The sequence below is a fragment of the Streptomyces spinoverrucosus genome, assembly GCF_015712165.1.
In the GTDB taxonomy this organism is placed as follows: Bacteria; Actinomycetota; Actinomycetes; order Streptomycetales; family Streptomycetaceae; genus Streptomyces; species Streptomyces spinoverrucosus_A.
In genome coordinates, this window is sequence record NZ_JADPZX010000001.1 from 3,575,967 (window position 1) to 3,591,232 (window position 15,266).

A 15,266-nucleotide genomic window follows, 5' to 3' on the forward strand; every position below is an offset into this window, starting at 1 on the left:
GCCGGACGAATGACCAAACGGTCGTACGCCTACGCCGTGCCCGCCCCCGTCAGCACCCCCACGTACGCCCCCGCGAGCAGAAACGGCCCGAACGCGATGGCCGTCTTGCGCCCGGCCTTCCGTACGACGACGAGTGCGCCGCCGTACAGCGCCCCGAACAGGAACCCCGCGCAGGTCCCGAGCAGCACCGTCGGCCACCCGTACCACCCGAGCAGCGCCCCCGCCGCGAGCGCCAGCTTCACATCGCCGAAGCCCATGCCGTCGGGGTTGAGGAGGTGCAGGACGAGGTATCCGGAGCCGAGGACGAGGGCGCCGAGCAGGGCCGTCGTCCAGTCGCCCGCGTGACCCGGCAGGAGCGCGGCCAGGCCGAGGAGGGCGGGGACGGCGGCCCCGAGGGGCAGGGTCACCACATCGGGCAGCCGCCGCACCCGCACGTCCACGACCGTCAGCAGCACCCCGACGGGCACCGCCGTCAGCCACACGACCAGCTCGGGCCGGGGACCGGTCACGGCACCGACGGCCGCGCAGAGCAGTGCGGTGACGACGGCGAGTGGCCAGGCTCGCGGGCCGTACGACGCCCGGGTAGCCGTACATTCCGGGCACCGGGCCCGTCCCAGCCAGCTGCGGAGGGCATGACCGCCGGGGCACTCCGCGGGCCACGGCTCCTCCGGCGGGACCGAGAGCCGGTGGGCGGCGCGTGGCAGCAGCGCGCCGGCTGCCGCGCCCCACACCATCGACACGCCGGTGACGACGAGTACGGTCACGCTTCAGTCCCCCACTGGCTCAACCGACCTTCGTCAGCCGCGCCGTCGGCTCTCCGGAGCCCTCGCTGTCCGACTTGTAGGTGAGGTCGTCGCCGACGGGTGTGAGCCAGACGGTGTGGAGCGTCTGCACGCAGTGCCCGGGGTTGTCCTTCGCTCCCCGGGACTTGGCGACCAGCTGCGTCTTCGTCACCTTCTCCAAGGTCAGTTCGTCGACGCACACGCCGCCGATCGGGTCGGTGTTGCGCACCTGGCCGAGCTTTCCGCCGACGCCCGTCTGACGCACGGTGACCGTGAACCTGCCCATGGGGACAGCCCCGTTCAGGCCCGACCCCTGCCCCTCCCACGTGCCGAGGTACCGCTCGGGCACCCGCCCCGCGCCACTGCCCGCGCCGCTCCCGTCGGCGGGCTCGCTCGCGCTCGGCCCCGGTGAGTACTCGTTGGCATCGCCGCCCGAGCTGCTCCGCCGTTGGTCCGGCAGCAGGTCGAACACGAACACCGACCCGACGGTCACCGCCGCCAGCGCCCCGGCCACCGCGAGCGCGACCGTGCAGCTGAGCCGCCGCCCGCCTCCGCCGTCCCCCGGCGTGGAGCTCGCCGCCACCGACACGGAGAGCTTGCCGGGGCCCTTGTCCTGCGGTGCCGGCGTGGCATCACGCGGGCCGGGCACGACCGTCGGCGCATGCGGCGCCGCCGACGCACCAGGCTCGTCGGCCACCCCTGCGGCACTGGGCGCCGCCGACGCCCCCGACGCAGCAGACACCCTCTGCGCACCAGGCACCCCTTGCGCACCAGGCGCATCCGTCGCCCGCATCACCGGCGGCGGCCCGAACTCCCCACGCACCGCCCCCGAAGTCGCCCCCACCGCCGGGCTGCTGAACCCCACTGGCCCCGAAGGGGCGGCATCCTCCCCCGCCTCCAGGTTCAGCAACTGCACGGCACTCCGGCTCACCCGCTCCACGAGCGGCCCCGGCAGCCACCCGCCCGCGACCAACCGTGCCGCACCCTCAGGCGCCAGCCGACCGGCGATGTCGCCCGGCGCCGGACGCCCCGACGGCTCCTTGCCCAGGCAGGCAACCACCAGCTCCCGCAACTCACCGCCCAGACCGTCGAGTTCCGGCTCCTCGTGCACGACCTTGTAGAGCAGCGCCGCCGAGGAGTCCCCGCTGAACGGCGGCTCGCCGGTCGCGGCGTACGCCAGCACCGCACCCAGCGAGAACACGTCGGCCGCTCCCGTGACCCCCTTGCCGAGGATCTGCTCGGGCGCCATGTAACCGGGGGAGCCCACGGAGACGCCCGTGGAGGTGAGGGACGCGGTGCCGTCGGTGGCGCGTGCGATGCCGAAGTCGATCAGGAGCGGGCCGTCGAGGGTCAGCAGCACGTTGGACGGCTTGACGTCCCGGTGCACCAGGCCCAGTTCGTGCACGGCCGTCAGCGCCTCGGCCAGGCCCGCGCCCAGTGCTCGTACGGAATGCGCGGGCAGCGGCCCGCCGTCCGCGACCGCGCTCGTGAGCGACGGGCCGGCCGCGTACGCCGTGGCCACCCACGGCACGGGCGCCTCTGGATCGGCGTCCAGTACCGGCGCGGTCCAGGCGCCGCCGACCCGCCGGGCGGCCTCGACCTCGCGGCGGAAGCGGGCGCGGAACTCCTCGTCGAGCGCGAGGTGCGGGTGCACGATCTTGACGGCGACCGTACGGCCGCCCGCGCTGCGCCCGAGGTAGACCCGGCCCATCCCGCCCGAACCGAGCCTGCCGAGCAGCCGGTAGGGCCCCACGGCAGTCGGTTCGTCGCCTCCGAGCGCCTGCATGACGACTCCCTCTCCCCCGTACGCCAAGGCGTTGCTGCCCGGAAGCGTATCCGGCCGTCCGCACACGGGAAGGCCCGCGCGTACGGACGGCCGACGGGCGCTGCGGCGGGGGCCGTTGGGCCCGACCGCTCGGACAGGCCCTGGCCGAGGACGCCGGCGACGGCCTTGGCCACCTCCGCTGCCTGGATGTCCCGGCCTCGGGTGTTGGGGTGGCCGTACCACGGGAAGCGGACGTCGCCGAGGCGGAGCGGCGAGGGCTCCAGCAGGCCGCCGACGCCCCGGTTCACGCCGTCGCACGCGGTGTTGGCGCCGGTCGCGGCGTACAGGTCGACGAAGGTCGCGCCCGCGTCGGCGTCGGCCTTGTTCATGACGTCGACGGGCGACTTCTGGATCTTCTGGTCGAGGAACCCGAGGGCGTCCTGGTTGATGTCGGCGAAGGGGCGTTCCTGCCCGCCGGGGATGTTCTCCAGGCACTTGGAGGTGTCGGCGGGCACGATCCGGGAGTAGCCCACAAGGACCGTCTTCGCGTCGGGCGCGAAGTGCTCGATCCGGTCGAACATCTCCTCCAGGTCCCACTCGACCGACTGCAGACCGTCCTCCAGCCACTCGGCGCCGTCCCCGGTCTCGAAGAAGCGGCGGCAGTCGGAGGCGGGCGAGGAGGCGTCCACCGGCTCGCCCGGCATCAGCTGCCCCTCCTCGCCGCGCAGCCGGTCGGAGCACTGCTTGAGGATCCCGATCATGTCCAGCGTGTTCGCGCCCGTGCCGCCGATCACGAGCCGGGTGTCCTCGGTCAGGGCGTCCTGCTGGGGCGGTTCGGTGACGGGGATGCCGAAGAAGTCGACCTGCTGCTCGTCCCAGAAGTCCTTGACCGCCGCGGCTCCGCGGGAGCGGTCCGCCCGGACGTCGAGCGCGATCCCGACGTCCGCGAGCTGACGCCCGGTCACGGCCGGGTAGTTCTCCCGGGCCCTCAGACAGGCCAGCTCCTCGATCGACGACTCGTGCACCGGCGCGATACCGAAGTTCGCCGTGAACGAGTCACCGATGAACACCGTCGGCACCGGATCGGCCGCGGCGGGCGCCCGTATATGGAGTAGCCACCCGAAAGGGTGGCCTACGGCCGCAGCAGATCCACCTCCACATCCGCCGGGAAGCCGGTCGTCGGGCCGACGCGGCGGGCGAACTCCGCCACGGCCTTGAGCTGGGGGCCGCCGAAGCGGAAGTCGAGGGTGGTGAAGTACCGCTCCAGGACCCGCTCGTCGAAGGCCTCCCAGCGGGCCGCCTGCTCGGCGACCTTGGTGACCTCCTCCAGGGAGAGGTTGCGGGAGGCGAGGAAGGCCTCGTGCACCTTGCGGGTGATGTCGGGCTCGCGCTCCAGGTAGTCCCGGCGGGCCGCCCACACGGCGAAGACGAACGGCAGCCCGGTCCACTCCTTCCACAGCGCGCCGAGGTCGTGCACGGCCAGGCCGTACCTCGGCCCGTCGTGCAGGTTCGCCCGCAGCGCCGCGTCGCCGATGAGGACGGCCGCCTCGGCCTCCTGCATCATCAGGCTGAGGTCGGGCGGGCAGGTGTAGTAGTCGGGCTGTACGCCGAAACGGTCCGCCAGCAGCAGCTGGGCGAGGCGTACGGAGGTGCGCGAGGTGGAGCCGAGGGCCACCCGGGCGCCGTCCAGCCGGTCCAGCGGGACCTGCGAGACGATCACACAGGACATCACCGGTCCGTCGCAGCCGACGGCGATGTCCGGGAAGGCGACGAGATCGTCGGCGTTCTTGAGGAACTCCACGAGGGTGATCGGCCCGATGTCGAGATCACCCCGCACCAGCTGCTCGCTGAGCTTCTCCGGGGTGTCCTTCGTCAGCTCGAAGTCCAGCAGCGTTCCCGTTCGGGCGAGCCCCCAGTAGAGGGGCAGGCAGTTCAGGAACTGGATGTGGCCGACGCGCGGCCGCGTGCGAGAAATGTCCACATCGAGAGGCTAGACCCCGTGGGGTAGGGTGCAGGCTTCTGGGGTGCCCCTCACTCGCGTCAACGTCGACACGACGTTCAAACATCCGGGTGACGTGATCTTGGCCCCTATTGCTTTCGGCTGCCCGCGTGCTAGGCTCGCCGCAAGTTGCAGTTTTGGTTTCCCTTGCAGTACAGAGCCTGCGGAGCATGTGACCGCGGGCTCTCGACGTTCTTGGACGTATGCAGTTGTGCAGAACTTTATCTTCACACTTGCTGGTTCTGGAGCAGGGCAACCCTTTGGGCCCAAGGAGGGCTTATGGCTACCGGAACCGTGAAGTGGTTCAACGCCGAAAAGGGCTTTGGTTTCATCGCCCAGGAAGGCGGCGGCCCCGACGTCTTCGTCCACTACTCCGCGATCAACGCGACCGGCTTCCGGTCCCTTGAGGAGAACCAGCAGGTGTCCTTCGACGTCACCCAGGGCCCGAAGGGCCCGCAGGCGGAGAACGTCACCCCGGTCTGATCCCTCGGATCCAGGATCGAGCGCAGTACCCAAGGAGCCCCGCGCCATTCGGCGACGGGGCTCCTGCCTTTCCCGCGCATCCCCCCGTACATCGGAAAGATGAATTCACCGGGAATTCCGAGGAATCCGGCGACGGGTCGTCGTCATCCCGGCGGCCGGGGCGTGACCGAAAACCGCCCGGCTGTCAGTGCCGGCCAGTACGGTCACCCCCCATGACCGACGACGCGCTCACCCCCACGGAAACCGTCCGGCACTTCTACGACGCGATAGCCGAGGACTACGTCAACCTCGCCCGCGCCGATCTCGACGCAAAGCCGCTGGAGCGCGCGCTGCTCGCGGCCTACGCCGAGCTGGTCGGCGGCGACGGCGAGGTGGCCGACCTGGGCTGCGGCCCGGGCCTGGTCACGGGGTACCTCGCCTCGCTGGGCCTGAAGGTCTTCGGCCTGGACCTCTCCGCGGCGATGCTCGCCGTCGCCCGCCGCGAGAACCCGGCCCTGCGCTTCGAACAGGGCTCGATGCTGGACCTGGGCATCCCCGACGGCCACCTGGCGGGCGTGGTGTCCCACTACTCCACCGTCCACACCCCCACCGACGAGCTCCCGGCCCTCTTCAAGGAGTACGCCCGCGTCCTCGCCCCCGGCGGCCACCTCCTCCTCGCCTTCCAGGCCGGCGACCTCCCCCGCCACCTCGACCGGCCCTTCGGCCACCCGGTGTCCCTGGACTTCCTGCGCCGCCGCCCGGAGCACATGACGGAGCTCCTGACGGAGGCCGGGTTCACACTCCACTCCCGGACGATCCGGGAACCCGACCCGGAGCACAACGAGACGACCCCGCAGGCTTTCCTGATCGCCCGCAGGAACACCTGAACGCCCCGAATCTCAACGAGCACCGGCCCCCTCGCCGAGTCGGTACAGCTCGGCCCACTGCTCGGCGGTGAGGTTCTTGGGCAGGGCGCCCGCGGGCAGCCGCTGCCGGCGCAGCCAGTTCTGTACGTCGCGCCGGGACGAGTGGGGCAGCGACGCCGCGAGGATCTCCGCCAGCCCCCGGCCCCGGCCCGTGAAGGCCCGCTGCACGAACGCCTGATAGCGCTTCAGGTCGTGGGCCGGGAGCAGCGGCCGCTCCCTGCGCGACACGGTCAGCAGACCACCGTCGACCCCCGGCCGGGGCCGGAACGCGGTCGCCGGGACCCGGCCGGCCAGCCCGAACGCGAACCACGGCCACCACTGGGCCGTCATCATGGTCGCGCCGCCGACCCCGGCCCGGCGGCGTGCCACCTCCCACTGCACGAGCAGGACCGCCTCGGTCCAGCCGGGGGCGTGCAGGATGCGGCGGAGCATGCCGGTGGTCTGGTGGAAGGGCAGGTTGCCGACCAGGACGTGCGGTGCGGTGGGCAGCCTGAACCGCAGGAAGTCCGCGTGCACGATCGTGGTCGGCGGCTGCACCCGGCGCGCGAGCCTCGCGGCCCGCCGGCCGTCGATCTCCACGCCGGTCAGGGGGCGGCCCAGGCGTTGCAGGGGCAGGGTGAGGGCGCCGTCGCCCGTGCCGATCTCGATGATCGGGCCGTCGGTGTCGGCGACCAGGTGGACGAAGGTGTCGATGGTGGTGGGGTCGACGAGGAAGTTCTGACCGAGTTCATGGCGGCCAGGACGCTGCGTGCGCAACAGGATCTCCGCGGCTTCGAGGGAAGCCGGGCAGCACGAAGAGGCACCGCCCGGCGCTGACTCGCTGAGGCGGCGGATCCTTTCGAGGAGTGGCCCCGGAGGCGGCACTGAGGCGCGCTCCCCGGGCCGAGAATCCGCCGGCTAGTCGCGCCCGCGGTCGGTCACTGCGATCCCGAATGCACACATGCGGGCCACGCTACAAGCCCTCACCCGGGCCTGCGCAAACGGATTTTCCGGAGCACATGTGACGGGAGAGCCGAGGTGGCCTGGCTCACCGCTCGTACATGGCCTCCACCTCCTGCGCGAAGTCGCGCAGGATCACCTCCCGGCGCAGCTTCATCGACGGCGTCAGATGGCCGGCGGTCTCCGTGAAGTCGGTGGGCAGGACGGTGAAGCGGCGGATGGACTCCGGGCGGGAGACGAGTTTGTTGGCGTCGTCCACCGCCCGCTGGAGGACTTCCCGCAAGTCCTCGTCGTCGACGAGGAGTTCGGGCGGCACCGGGTGCTTGCCGTTCATCTGACGCCAGTGGGTGATGCCGTCGACGTCGAGGGTGATCAGGGCGGTGATGTAGGGGCGCCGGTCGCCGAGGACGAGGCAGTGGGAGATCAGGGGGTGCGAGCGCAGCCAGTTCTCCAGGGGCGCCGGCGCCACGTTCTTGCCGCCCGCGGTGATCAGGATCTCCTTCTTTCGGCCGGTGATGGTGAGGTAGCCCTCGTCGTCCAGCCGGCCGATGTCGCCCGTCGGGAACCAGCCGTCCGGCGACGCCGGGACCACCCCGCCCTGGTGCGGGTCCCAGTAGCCGCGCAGGACCTGGCCCCCGGCGAGCAGGATCTCGCCGTCCGCCGCGATCCGCACGCGCGTGCCGGGCAGCGGCCAGCCGACCGTGCCGAGCCGGGGTTTCAGCGGTGGCGTCACGGTCGCGGCGCCGGTCGTCTCGGACAGCCCGTAGCCCTCGTACACGTCGATGCCCGCGCCCGCGTAGAACGCGGCCAGGTCGCGGCCGAGTGGGGAGCCGCCGCAGACGACGTAACGGATCCGGCCGCCGAGGGCGTTGCGGATCCGGCGGAAGACCAGAGGGTCGTAGAAGGCACGGGACGCCTTCAGCGAGGCGCTCGGGCCGGGGCCGGTGCCGCTCGCCCGGGCCACCACCGCCTCGCCGTACCGGCGGGCGATCTTCGCCGCGCGGTCGAACGCGGGTGCCCGGCCGCCGCGTTCGGCGGTGGCGCGGGCGTTGTTGTAGACCTTCTCCAGCATGTACGGGATGGCCAGCAGGAAGGTCGGCCGGAAGGCCGCCAGGTCGGCCAGCAGGTCCTCCGACTTCAGGCTGGGCGCGTGCCCCAGCCGCACGCGGGCCCGCACGCAGGCCACCGCCACCATCCGGCCGAACACATGGGACAGCGGCAGGAAGAGGAGCGTGGCGGCCTCCTCGCTGGTCCGCGCCTTGAACACCGGGTAGAGGAGCTCGATCGCGTTGTCGACCTCCGCCAGGAAGTTGCCGTGGGTCAGCGCGCAGCCCTTGGGGCGACCGGTGGTGCCCGAGGTGTAGACGAGGGTCGCCAGGGTGTCCGGGCCCGACATCCCACGCCGTACGTCGATCTCCGCGTCCGGCACCGGCTGCCCCAGCTCCGCGAGCCGGTCCACGTGGCCCTTCTCGATGACCCACAGGTGCCGCAGGTCGGGCAGGTGCGGGAGTTCGGGCCCGATCGCCGCCGCCTGGCCGGCCGTCTCCGTCACCAGGGCGACCGCGCCGGAGTCCTGGAGGATCCAGCGGGTCTGGAAGACCGACGACGTCGGGTACACCGGGACGCTCACCAGACCGGCCGCCCAGGCCGCGAAGTCGAGCAGGGTCCACTCGTACGACGTCCGCGCCATGATCGCGATCCGGTCGCCCGGCATCAGCCCCTCGGCGATCATCCCCTTCGCCACGGCCAGCACCTGTGCGGCGAACTCCGCCGCCGTCACATCCGCCCAACGCCCCTCGTCGTCACGCCGGCTGAGCACCGGGTGCCCGGGCGCCACGGCCGCGTTCTCGAAGGGCAGATCGGCCAGCGAGCCGTGCGACACCGGTGGCACCAGCGGCGGTACGGCCGCCTCCCGCACCTCCCCGTCCAGCCGCCGTATCTCGGGCTCGACGAGGACCGGCCCGCCGTCCGGATCGTATTCGAGCGACGACGCCGACGACTGATGCGGCAGAGGCGAGGACGAGTACGAGATGGGCATGGGCAACTCCTGGTGCCTGCGGCGCGAGAGGGGATCCTACGGCGCGGACATGGGGAGGTTGTGCGGATTTCAAGATGTTCCGGGGCCGGGCCTGTGCAGTCCCGAAGGCTTGCGGCGCTTGGACTTACCTGCGGTAACATTACTCTGGAGTAAACGGGGAGGACGGGGTGAGGAAACCGGTATGACCATGGCTGACCACCTCCCACTCGTCACCGGCGCCCTCCGCTCCCCCTTCAAACGCCCCCGCCCGGACGCCGACTTCCCCCGCACCCGGCTGGTCCGGTCCGGCGTCCGCGTCGACCTGCCCCGGCTCACCGCCTACGAACGGGTCTGCGGCTTCCCCACCGGCGAGGACGCCCTCCCCCTCACCTATCCGCACGTCCTGGCCTTCCCGCTGGCCATGCGGCTGATGAGCGGCCGGGACTTCCCGCTGCCGCTGCTCGGCCTGGTCCACACCTCGATCGACCTCACCCGCCATACCGCCCTGTCGGCCACCGGCGAGTACGAACTCGCCGTGCACATCGCCGAACTGGCCCCGCACCGGCGCGGGACGGAGGCGACGTTGGTGACGGAGGCGCTGGCTGACGGGGAGGTCGTCTGGGAGTCGCGCAGCACATATCTGGCCCGCCACCGCACCGACGACATACCGGCGGCCGGGACCCGGGGCCGCGGGCCGCAGGGCACCGACGCCGCAACACCGCCCGCGCCCCAGAACCACAAGCCGCTACCCCCTGACGACGAGACGCCGCCCGGACCCCACAACCACAAACCGCTCCCCACCGACGCCCAGACACCCCCCGGACCCCACAACCACACCCCACTCCCCACCGACGACGAGACGCCGCCCGGATCCCAGAACCACAAGCCGCTCCCCCCTGACGACGAGACACCCCCCGGACCCCACAACCACAAGCCGCTCCCCACCGACGCCCAGACACCCCCCGGACCCCAGGGCCGCAAGCCGCTGCCCGTCTGCGCCGAATGGCGGCTCGGCGGCGACATCGGCCGCCGCTACGCCGCCGTCTCCGGCGACCGCAACCCCATCCACCTGCACCCGCTCACCGCCCGCCTGTTCGGCTTCCCGCGCCCGATCGCGCACGGCATGTGGACGGTGGCCCGCTGTCTCGCCGCGTACGGCACGCCCGAAGCGGTGCTGGTCCGGGCCGAGTTCCGGGCGCCGGTGCACCTGCCGGGGACGGTGGAGTACGCCGCCGAGGGCGAGCGTTTCGAACTGCGCCGGGGAGAGCGGCTGCACGTCAGCGGAGCCGTGCACCCGCTCGCTTCACACGGTCGGCGGTGACCAGCGCCGCCCGGCCATGAGCTCGCCGAGCCCGGCCCAGGCGAAGTTCATCAGGGTGGCCGCCGCCTGCCGGGCCGTCACTCCCGGGGTGGCGTTGGCCCAGTCGGCGAGCGACTCGGCGGCGCCGACCAGGGCCTCGGCGAGCCCGGCGACCTCGCGCTCGGGCAGGTCGGGGTCACGGTGGGCGTCGCGGGCGGCCTCGGCGATCAGCTGGGTGACGAAGGCGACGATGTCCGCGCGCATCGCCGTGACCTCGGCGGCGAACACCTCTCCGTGGGTGCGGGCCTGGAGGTGCAGCACGGACCAGCCGTCGGGGTGCTGGGCGGTGTGCGTGAAGAACGCCAGCAGGCCGTCCCAGAGTTGACGGTCTGCGGACTGTCCGGGCCGGGCGCCGGCCCGGACGGCGGCGAACAGCGCCTGGGCCTCACGGCGGATGCAGGCCGTGAAGAGGTCGTCCTTGGAGTTGAGATAGAGGTACACCAACGGCTTGGACACGCCGGCCAGTTCGGCGATGTCGTCCATTGACGCCGCGATGTACCCCCGTTGCCCGAAGATCCGCACGGCGGCGTCCAGCATCTGCTGCTCACGGACCGCACGCGGCATCCGCTTGGTCTTCACGGCACCCATGCGGCTTAGCGTACGGTCCGCGCGGCAGGCGTCAGGACAGTACCGGTCAGGCGGCGACGGCCACCCGCTCCCGCTCCTCCACGGGCGAGCTGCCCGCGTTGTCGTAGGCCTCGCGGTCGAGCAGCCTCTCGCGGGCCGAGACGATGACCGGCACCAGCGCCTGCCCGGCCACGTTCGTGGCGGTGCGGATCATGTCCAGGATCGGGTCGATGGCGAGGAGCAGACCGACGCCCTCCATCGGCAGGCCGAGCGTGGACAGGGTCAGGGTCAGCATGACCGTCGCGCCGGTGAGACCGGCAGTGGCGGCGGAGCCGACCACCGAGACGAACGCGATCAGCAGGTAGTCGCCGATCCCGAGCTGGATGTCGAAGATCTGCGCGACGAAGATCGCGGCGATCGCCGGGTAGATGGCCGCGCAGCCGTCCATCTTCGTCGTCGCGCCGAACGGCACCGCGAAGGACGCGTACTCGCGCGGCACGCCGAGCCGCTCGGTGACCTTCTGGGTCAGCGGCATGGTGCCCACGGACGACCGGGAGACGAAGGCCAGCTGGATGGCCGGCCAGGCGCCCTTGAAGAACTGCAGCGGGTTGGCCTTGGCGACGGTGGCGAGCAGCACCGGGTAGACCACGAACAGCACGATCGCGCAGCCGACGTAGATGTCGGCGGTGAAGGTGGCGTACTTGCCGATCAGGTCCCAGCCGTAGGTGGCGATGGCGGTGCCGATGAGGCCGACGGTGCCGAGCGGGGCGAGCCGGATGACCCACCACAGGGCCTTCTGGAGGAGTTCGAGGACGGACTCGCTCAGGGTGAGGATGGGCTGGGCCTTCTCGCCGAGCTGGAGGGCGGCGATACCGGCGACGGCGGCCATGAAGACGATCTGCAGCACGTTCAGCTCGGTGAACGGCGTGATGACGTCGGTCGGCACGATGCCGGTCAGGAAGTCGATCCAGGAGCCGGTCTTCTCGGGCAGCTCACCGTCCCTGGGGGTGAGGCCGGTGCCGGCGCCGGGGTTGGTGACCAGGCCGATGACGAGGCCGATGGCCACCGCGATCAGCGAGGTGATCATGAACCAGAGGAGGGTGCGGGACGCCAGGCGGGCCGCGTTGTTGACCTTCCGCAGGTTGGTGATCGAGACCAGGATCGCGAAGAAGACGAGCGGGGCGACGGCGAGCTTGAGCAGGCCTATGAAGGTGTCGCCGACCTTCTCCAGCGTGGTGACGAGCCAGGACACGTCCTGGCTCCTGGCTATCCAGCCGAGCAGGACGCCGAGGACGAGGCCGAGAAGTATCTGGGCCCAGAAGGGCGCCTTGAAGGGCAGCTTGAAAGACAGGGACTTCGTGTTCGCGGACACGGACATGCTCCGTAAGGGAAGGAAGTGGGTGCGCGGGCGACAGGGACGCAGGGCGGCGGAGACGTCGTCAGAGGCGACAGTTCGCGGACGCGCACCGGCAGAGGTCCACATGCAGACGCGCCACGAGCGGAACGCTGCGCGGCGCGTCGACGGACACGACTGCTGGCTTCATGCCAGAACCGTAACACTTGAAGTTTGAGAAGCCCAAAGCCTCACTTTGAGAGGTGAAACCGGGACAAGACCTTACGAAGCCTGCCCTTGTGCGCGTGCCGCGTCGTCCGCGGAGTCCTCCTGGCTGCGGTTGGCCTCGAAGTTGGCCTTGGCGCGGTCCACCTTCTGCACGATCTGCGCGGACGCCCGGTCCCGCTCCTTGCGCAGCACGACGAAGCTGATCGGCGCCGAGATGACGAGGGCGAGCAGCACGACCCAGATGCCGTTGGAGGCACCGAGGCCGCGCGGGGCGACACCGGAGTAGACGAGGCCCCAGACGACCACGAAGCAGCCCACGAAGATTCCGAGGCGCATCAGTGTGTAGCGGAGCATCTCATCCACTCTTCCGTATCGAACGGCCAGAACTACCCAAAGGGCACCGTCCAGTGAAGCACGTCCGACAGCCGATCTTGCAACGGGGGCTCAGGTCAACGGCAGCAGCATGATCACGTCGTCGCGGTCGTCGCCCGGCTCGACCCGGATCGCGCCCGGGATGCGGCCGACCTCCTTGTAACCGCAGGAGCCGTAGAAGCGCTCCAGGCCCAGTCCGCCTCGGCAGGTGAGCCGTATCGCGTCCACCCCGTCGAACGTGCGGGCCGCGTCCGCCGCGGCCGCCAGCAGGTCCCGGCCGTATCCCTTGCCCTGGTGCCGTGGATGCACCATCACCGTGTAGAGCCACACCCAGTGGGTCATCAGCCGGTGCGTGTTGAAGGTGAGGAACGCCGTCGCGGCGACCCGGCCGTCCTCGTCGAATCCGGCGAGCAGGCGGCTGCGCCCCTCGGCCATCGCCACGAAGTGCTTCACCAGTTCGGGGCGGACGGTTTCCGGCGTCACGGGCGGCACGAAGCCGACGGCCCCGCCGGCGTTGGAGACGTCCGACCAGAGGTCGAGCAGGCCGTCGCGCAGGGGTCGGTCCACGGCGGGATCGAGCGTGAAGGTAAGGGACATGCGCGCATGGTACCTATTACGCCAGCACGCGTGCCGCCACCTTCAGATCCGAGACCAGCCCCTGGTACGCCGCCTCCCGGTCGTCCGCGCGCAGCACCGACGACGGGTGCACGGTCGGCACCAACCGCTCCCGCCGGCCGTGGATCTCCTCCTCCAGTACGGTCCCCCGCACCTGCGTCACCCGGAACGACGAGCCCAGCAGCGCCTTGCCCGCGGTGGCGCCCAGCACCACGATCAGCTCGGGTTCGACGAGGGCCAGCTCGGCGGCGAGCCATGGGCCGCAGGCGGTCATCTCGCGGAGGCTCGGCGCCTTGTGGATCCGCCGCTTGCGGGGTTCCGCCTGCGTGAACTTGAAGTGCTTGACGGCGTTGGTGACATAGGTCTCGCCGGGGTCGATCCCGGCCTCGGCGAGCGCCCGGTCGAGCAGCTTCCCGGCGGGGCCGACGAAGGGCTGCCCCTGGCGGTCCTCCTGGTCGCCGGGTTGTTCGCCGACGAGCATGACGCGGGCGTCCTCGTTCCCGGCGCCGAACACCGTCTGTGTGGCGTCACGGTGAAGGGGGCAGCCCCGGCAGCCGGCGGCGGCTTCACGCAGCTCCGCGAGCCCGGCGCTCTCCGGAACGAAGGGCTCGGCGGTGTACTGCTCCTCGGGGGGTGCCTTGCTCACGGCGACCCGAGTACCCGCCCAAGGGGCGCGGGGAACTGCGCGACCAGCCCCCACGCACCCGCGGACGAACGGCGTACGACGAACCGGACCCTCACAGCCGCATGGGCTGCGGCGCCTCCCGCCGCGCCGGGTCGGCCCCGTCGTACTCCCTGATGATCTCGTACCGGGTGTTCCGCTCCACCGGCCGGAACCCCGCGTCCCGGATGAGTTCCAGCAGGTCGTCCCGGGTGAGCTTGTTCGGCGTGCCGTAGTTGTCGGCGTCGTGGGTGATCTTGTACTCGACGACCGAGCCGTCCATGTCGTCGGCGCCGTGCTGGAGTGCGAGCTGGGCCGTCTGGAGGCCGTGCATCACCCAGAAGACCTTGACGTGCGGGACGTTGTCGAAGAGCAGCCGGGAGACGGCGAACGTCTTCAGGGCCTCCAGCGGGGTCGCCATGGTGGTCCGGGCCTGGAGGCGGTTGCGTACCTTGCCGTCCTTCATGTCGACGAAGTCGTGCTGGTAGCGCAGCGGGATGAAGACCTGGAAGCCGCCGGTCTCGTCCTGCAGCTCACGGAGCCTGAGCACATGGTCCACCCGATGCCTCGGCTCCTCGATGTGGCCGTACAGCATGGTGCACGGGGTCTTGAGGCCCTTCTCGTGCGCCAGCCGGTGGATGCGCGACCAGTCCTCCCAGTGGGTGCGGTGGTCCACGATGTGCTGCCGGACCTCCCAGTCGAAGATCTCCGCGCCGCCGCCGGTCAGGGACTCCAGCCCGGCGTCGATGAGCTCGTCGAGGATCTCGGACGCCGACAGGCCGCTGATGGTCTCGAAGTGGTGGATCTCCGTCGCCGTGAAGGCCTTCAGCGAGACGTTCGGCAGGGCGGCCTTCAGCTCGCGCAGAGACCGCGGGTAGTACCGCCAGGGCAGGTTGGGGTGCAGGCCGTTGACGATGTGCAGCTCGGTGAGGTTGTCCGCCTCCATCGCCTTGGCGAGCTTGACGGCCTCCTCGATGCGCATGGTGTACGCGTCCTTCTCGCCGGGCTTGCGCTGGAAGGAGCAGTACGCGCAGGAGGCCGTACAGACGTTGGTCATGTTGAGGTGGCGGTTGACGTTGAAGTGGACCACGTCGCCGTTCTTGCGGGTGCGCACCTCGTGGGCGAGGCCGCCGAGCCAGGCCAGGTCGTCCGACTCGTACAGCGCGATGCCGTCCTCGCGGGTCAGCCGCTCACCGGAGCGGACCTTCTCCTCCAGCTCGCGCTTGAGCCCGACATCCAT

At 71.2% G+C, this 15,266-nt stretch carries 14 protein-coding genes; 3 read left to right on the forward strand and 11 right to left on the reverse strand.

All coding sequences use genetic code 11. From position 1 onward, the window contains the following. Positions 1 to 29: 29 nt before the first annotated feature. From I2W78_RS16055 to I2W78_RS16065, 3 genes are all read right to left on the reverse strand, one after another. On the reverse strand, positions 30 to 734 hold the full coding sequence (locus tag I2W78_RS16055; RefSeq protein ID WP_196464584.1) for a prepilin peptidase: 705 nt from the start codon (positions 732 to 734) through the stop codon (positions 30 to 32). A gap of 49 nt (positions 735 to 783) precedes the next feature. After that, complete coding sequence (locus tag I2W78_RS16060) at positions 784 to 2,568, reverse strand: serine/threonine-protein kinase (protein ID WP_196464583.1); 1,785 nt, start codon at positions 2,566 to 2,568, stop codon at positions 784 to 786. A gap of 1,111 nt (positions 2,569 to 3,679) precedes the next feature. Next, positions 3,680 to 4,528, reverse strand: coding sequence for a menaquinone biosynthetic enzyme MqnA/MqnD family protein (locus I2W78_RS16065; RefSeq protein WP_196460590.1), 849 nt, complete (start codon positions 4,526 to 4,528; stop codon positions 3,680 to 3,682). 297 nt (positions 4,529 to 4,825) lie between these two features. On the opposite strand from I2W78_RS16065, the gene I2W78_RS16070 reads away from it, so the two are divergent. Further along, positions 4,826 to 5,029 (forward strand): cold-shock protein, encoded by a 204-nt coding sequence (locus I2W78_RS16070; protein ID WP_004984723.1) that lies wholly within the window; start codon positions 4,826 to 4,828, stop codon positions 5,027 to 5,029. Positions 5,030 to 5,241: 212 nt separating this feature from the next. Next, entirely contained in the window at positions 5,242 to 5,895 is a 654-nt protein-coding gene (locus I2W78_RS16075) for a class I SAM-dependent methyltransferase (protein ID WP_196460592.1), read from the forward strand. Positions 5,896 to 5,907: 12 nt separating this feature from the next. Here the strand turns inward: I2W78_RS16075 and erm are convergent, their stop codons facing one another. Together erm and I2W78_RS16085 are read right to left on the reverse strand one after the other, a co-directional pair. Further along, entirely contained in the window at positions 5,908 to 6,690 is a 783-nt protein-coding gene (gene erm, locus I2W78_RS16080) for a 23S ribosomal RNA methyltransferase Erm (RefSeq protein ID WP_196460594.1), read from the reverse strand. Positions 6,691 to 6,961: 271 nt separating this feature from the next. Beyond that, the gene (locus I2W78_RS16085) at positions 6,962 to 8,911 is read right to left on the reverse strand and encodes an AMP-dependent synthetase/ligase (RefSeq protein ID WP_196460596.1); all 1,950 of its coding nucleotides are present in this window, start codon (positions 8,909 to 8,911) and stop codon (positions 6,962 to 6,964) included. Between the two features lie 187 nt (positions 8,912 to 9,098). Between I2W78_RS16085 and I2W78_RS40465 the strand changes: the two genes are divergently transcribed. After that, the gene (locus I2W78_RS40465; RefSeq protein ID WP_445330155.1) at positions 9,099 to 10,211 is read left to right on the forward strand and encodes a MaoC/PaaZ C-terminal domain-containing protein; all 1,113 of its coding nucleotides are present in this window, start codon (positions 9,099 to 9,101) and stop codon (positions 10,209 to 10,211) included. On the opposite strand, the gene I2W78_RS16100 is transcribed toward I2W78_RS40465, so the two are convergent. The 6 genes from I2W78_RS16100 to mqnE all read right to left on the reverse strand — a co-directional run bounded on the left by I2W78_RS16100 (position 10,194) and on the right by mqnE (position 15,266). After that, complete coding sequence (locus tag I2W78_RS16100) at positions 10,194 to 10,838, reverse strand: TetR/AcrR family transcriptional regulator (RefSeq protein WP_196460598.1); 645 nt, start codon at positions 10,836 to 10,838, stop codon at positions 10,194 to 10,196. The two genes, I2W78_RS40465 and I2W78_RS16100, sit on opposite strands and share 18 nt — an antisense overlap. Positions 10,839 to 10,884: 46 nt before the next feature. After that, positions 10,885 to 12,195 carry a dicarboxylate/amino acid:cation symporter gene (locus I2W78_RS16105; protein WP_196460600.1) on the reverse strand — a complete coding sequence of 437 codons (1,311 nt, stop codon included), beginning with the start codon at positions 12,193 to 12,195 and terminating at the stop codon, positions 10,885 to 10,887. Positions 12,196 to 12,432: 237 nt separating this feature from the next. Next, positions 12,433 to 12,732 (reverse strand): DUF4229 domain-containing protein, encoded by a 300-nt coding sequence (locus tag I2W78_RS16110; RefSeq protein ID WP_196460602.1) that lies wholly within the window; start codon positions 12,730 to 12,732, stop codon positions 12,433 to 12,435. Between the two features lie 90 nt (positions 12,733 to 12,822). Next, positions 12,823 to 13,347 carry a GNAT family N-acetyltransferase gene (locus tag I2W78_RS16115; protein ID WP_196460604.1) on the reverse strand — a complete coding sequence of 175 codons (525 nt, stop codon included), beginning with the start codon at positions 13,345 to 13,347 and terminating at the stop codon, positions 12,823 to 12,825. 16 nt (positions 13,348 to 13,363) lie between these two features. Continuing rightward, complete coding sequence (locus tag I2W78_RS16120) at positions 13,364 to 14,011, reverse strand: UdgX family uracil-DNA binding protein (RefSeq protein ID WP_196460606.1); 648 nt, start codon at positions 14,009 to 14,011, stop codon at positions 13,364 to 13,366. Positions 14,012 to 14,102: 91 nt separating this feature from the next. Next, positions 14,103 to 15,266, reverse strand: a complete 1,164-nt coding sequence (mqnE, locus tag I2W78_RS16125; RefSeq protein ID WP_196460607.1) for an aminofutalosine synthase MqnE — start codon at positions 15,264 to 15,266, stop codon at positions 14,103 to 14,105.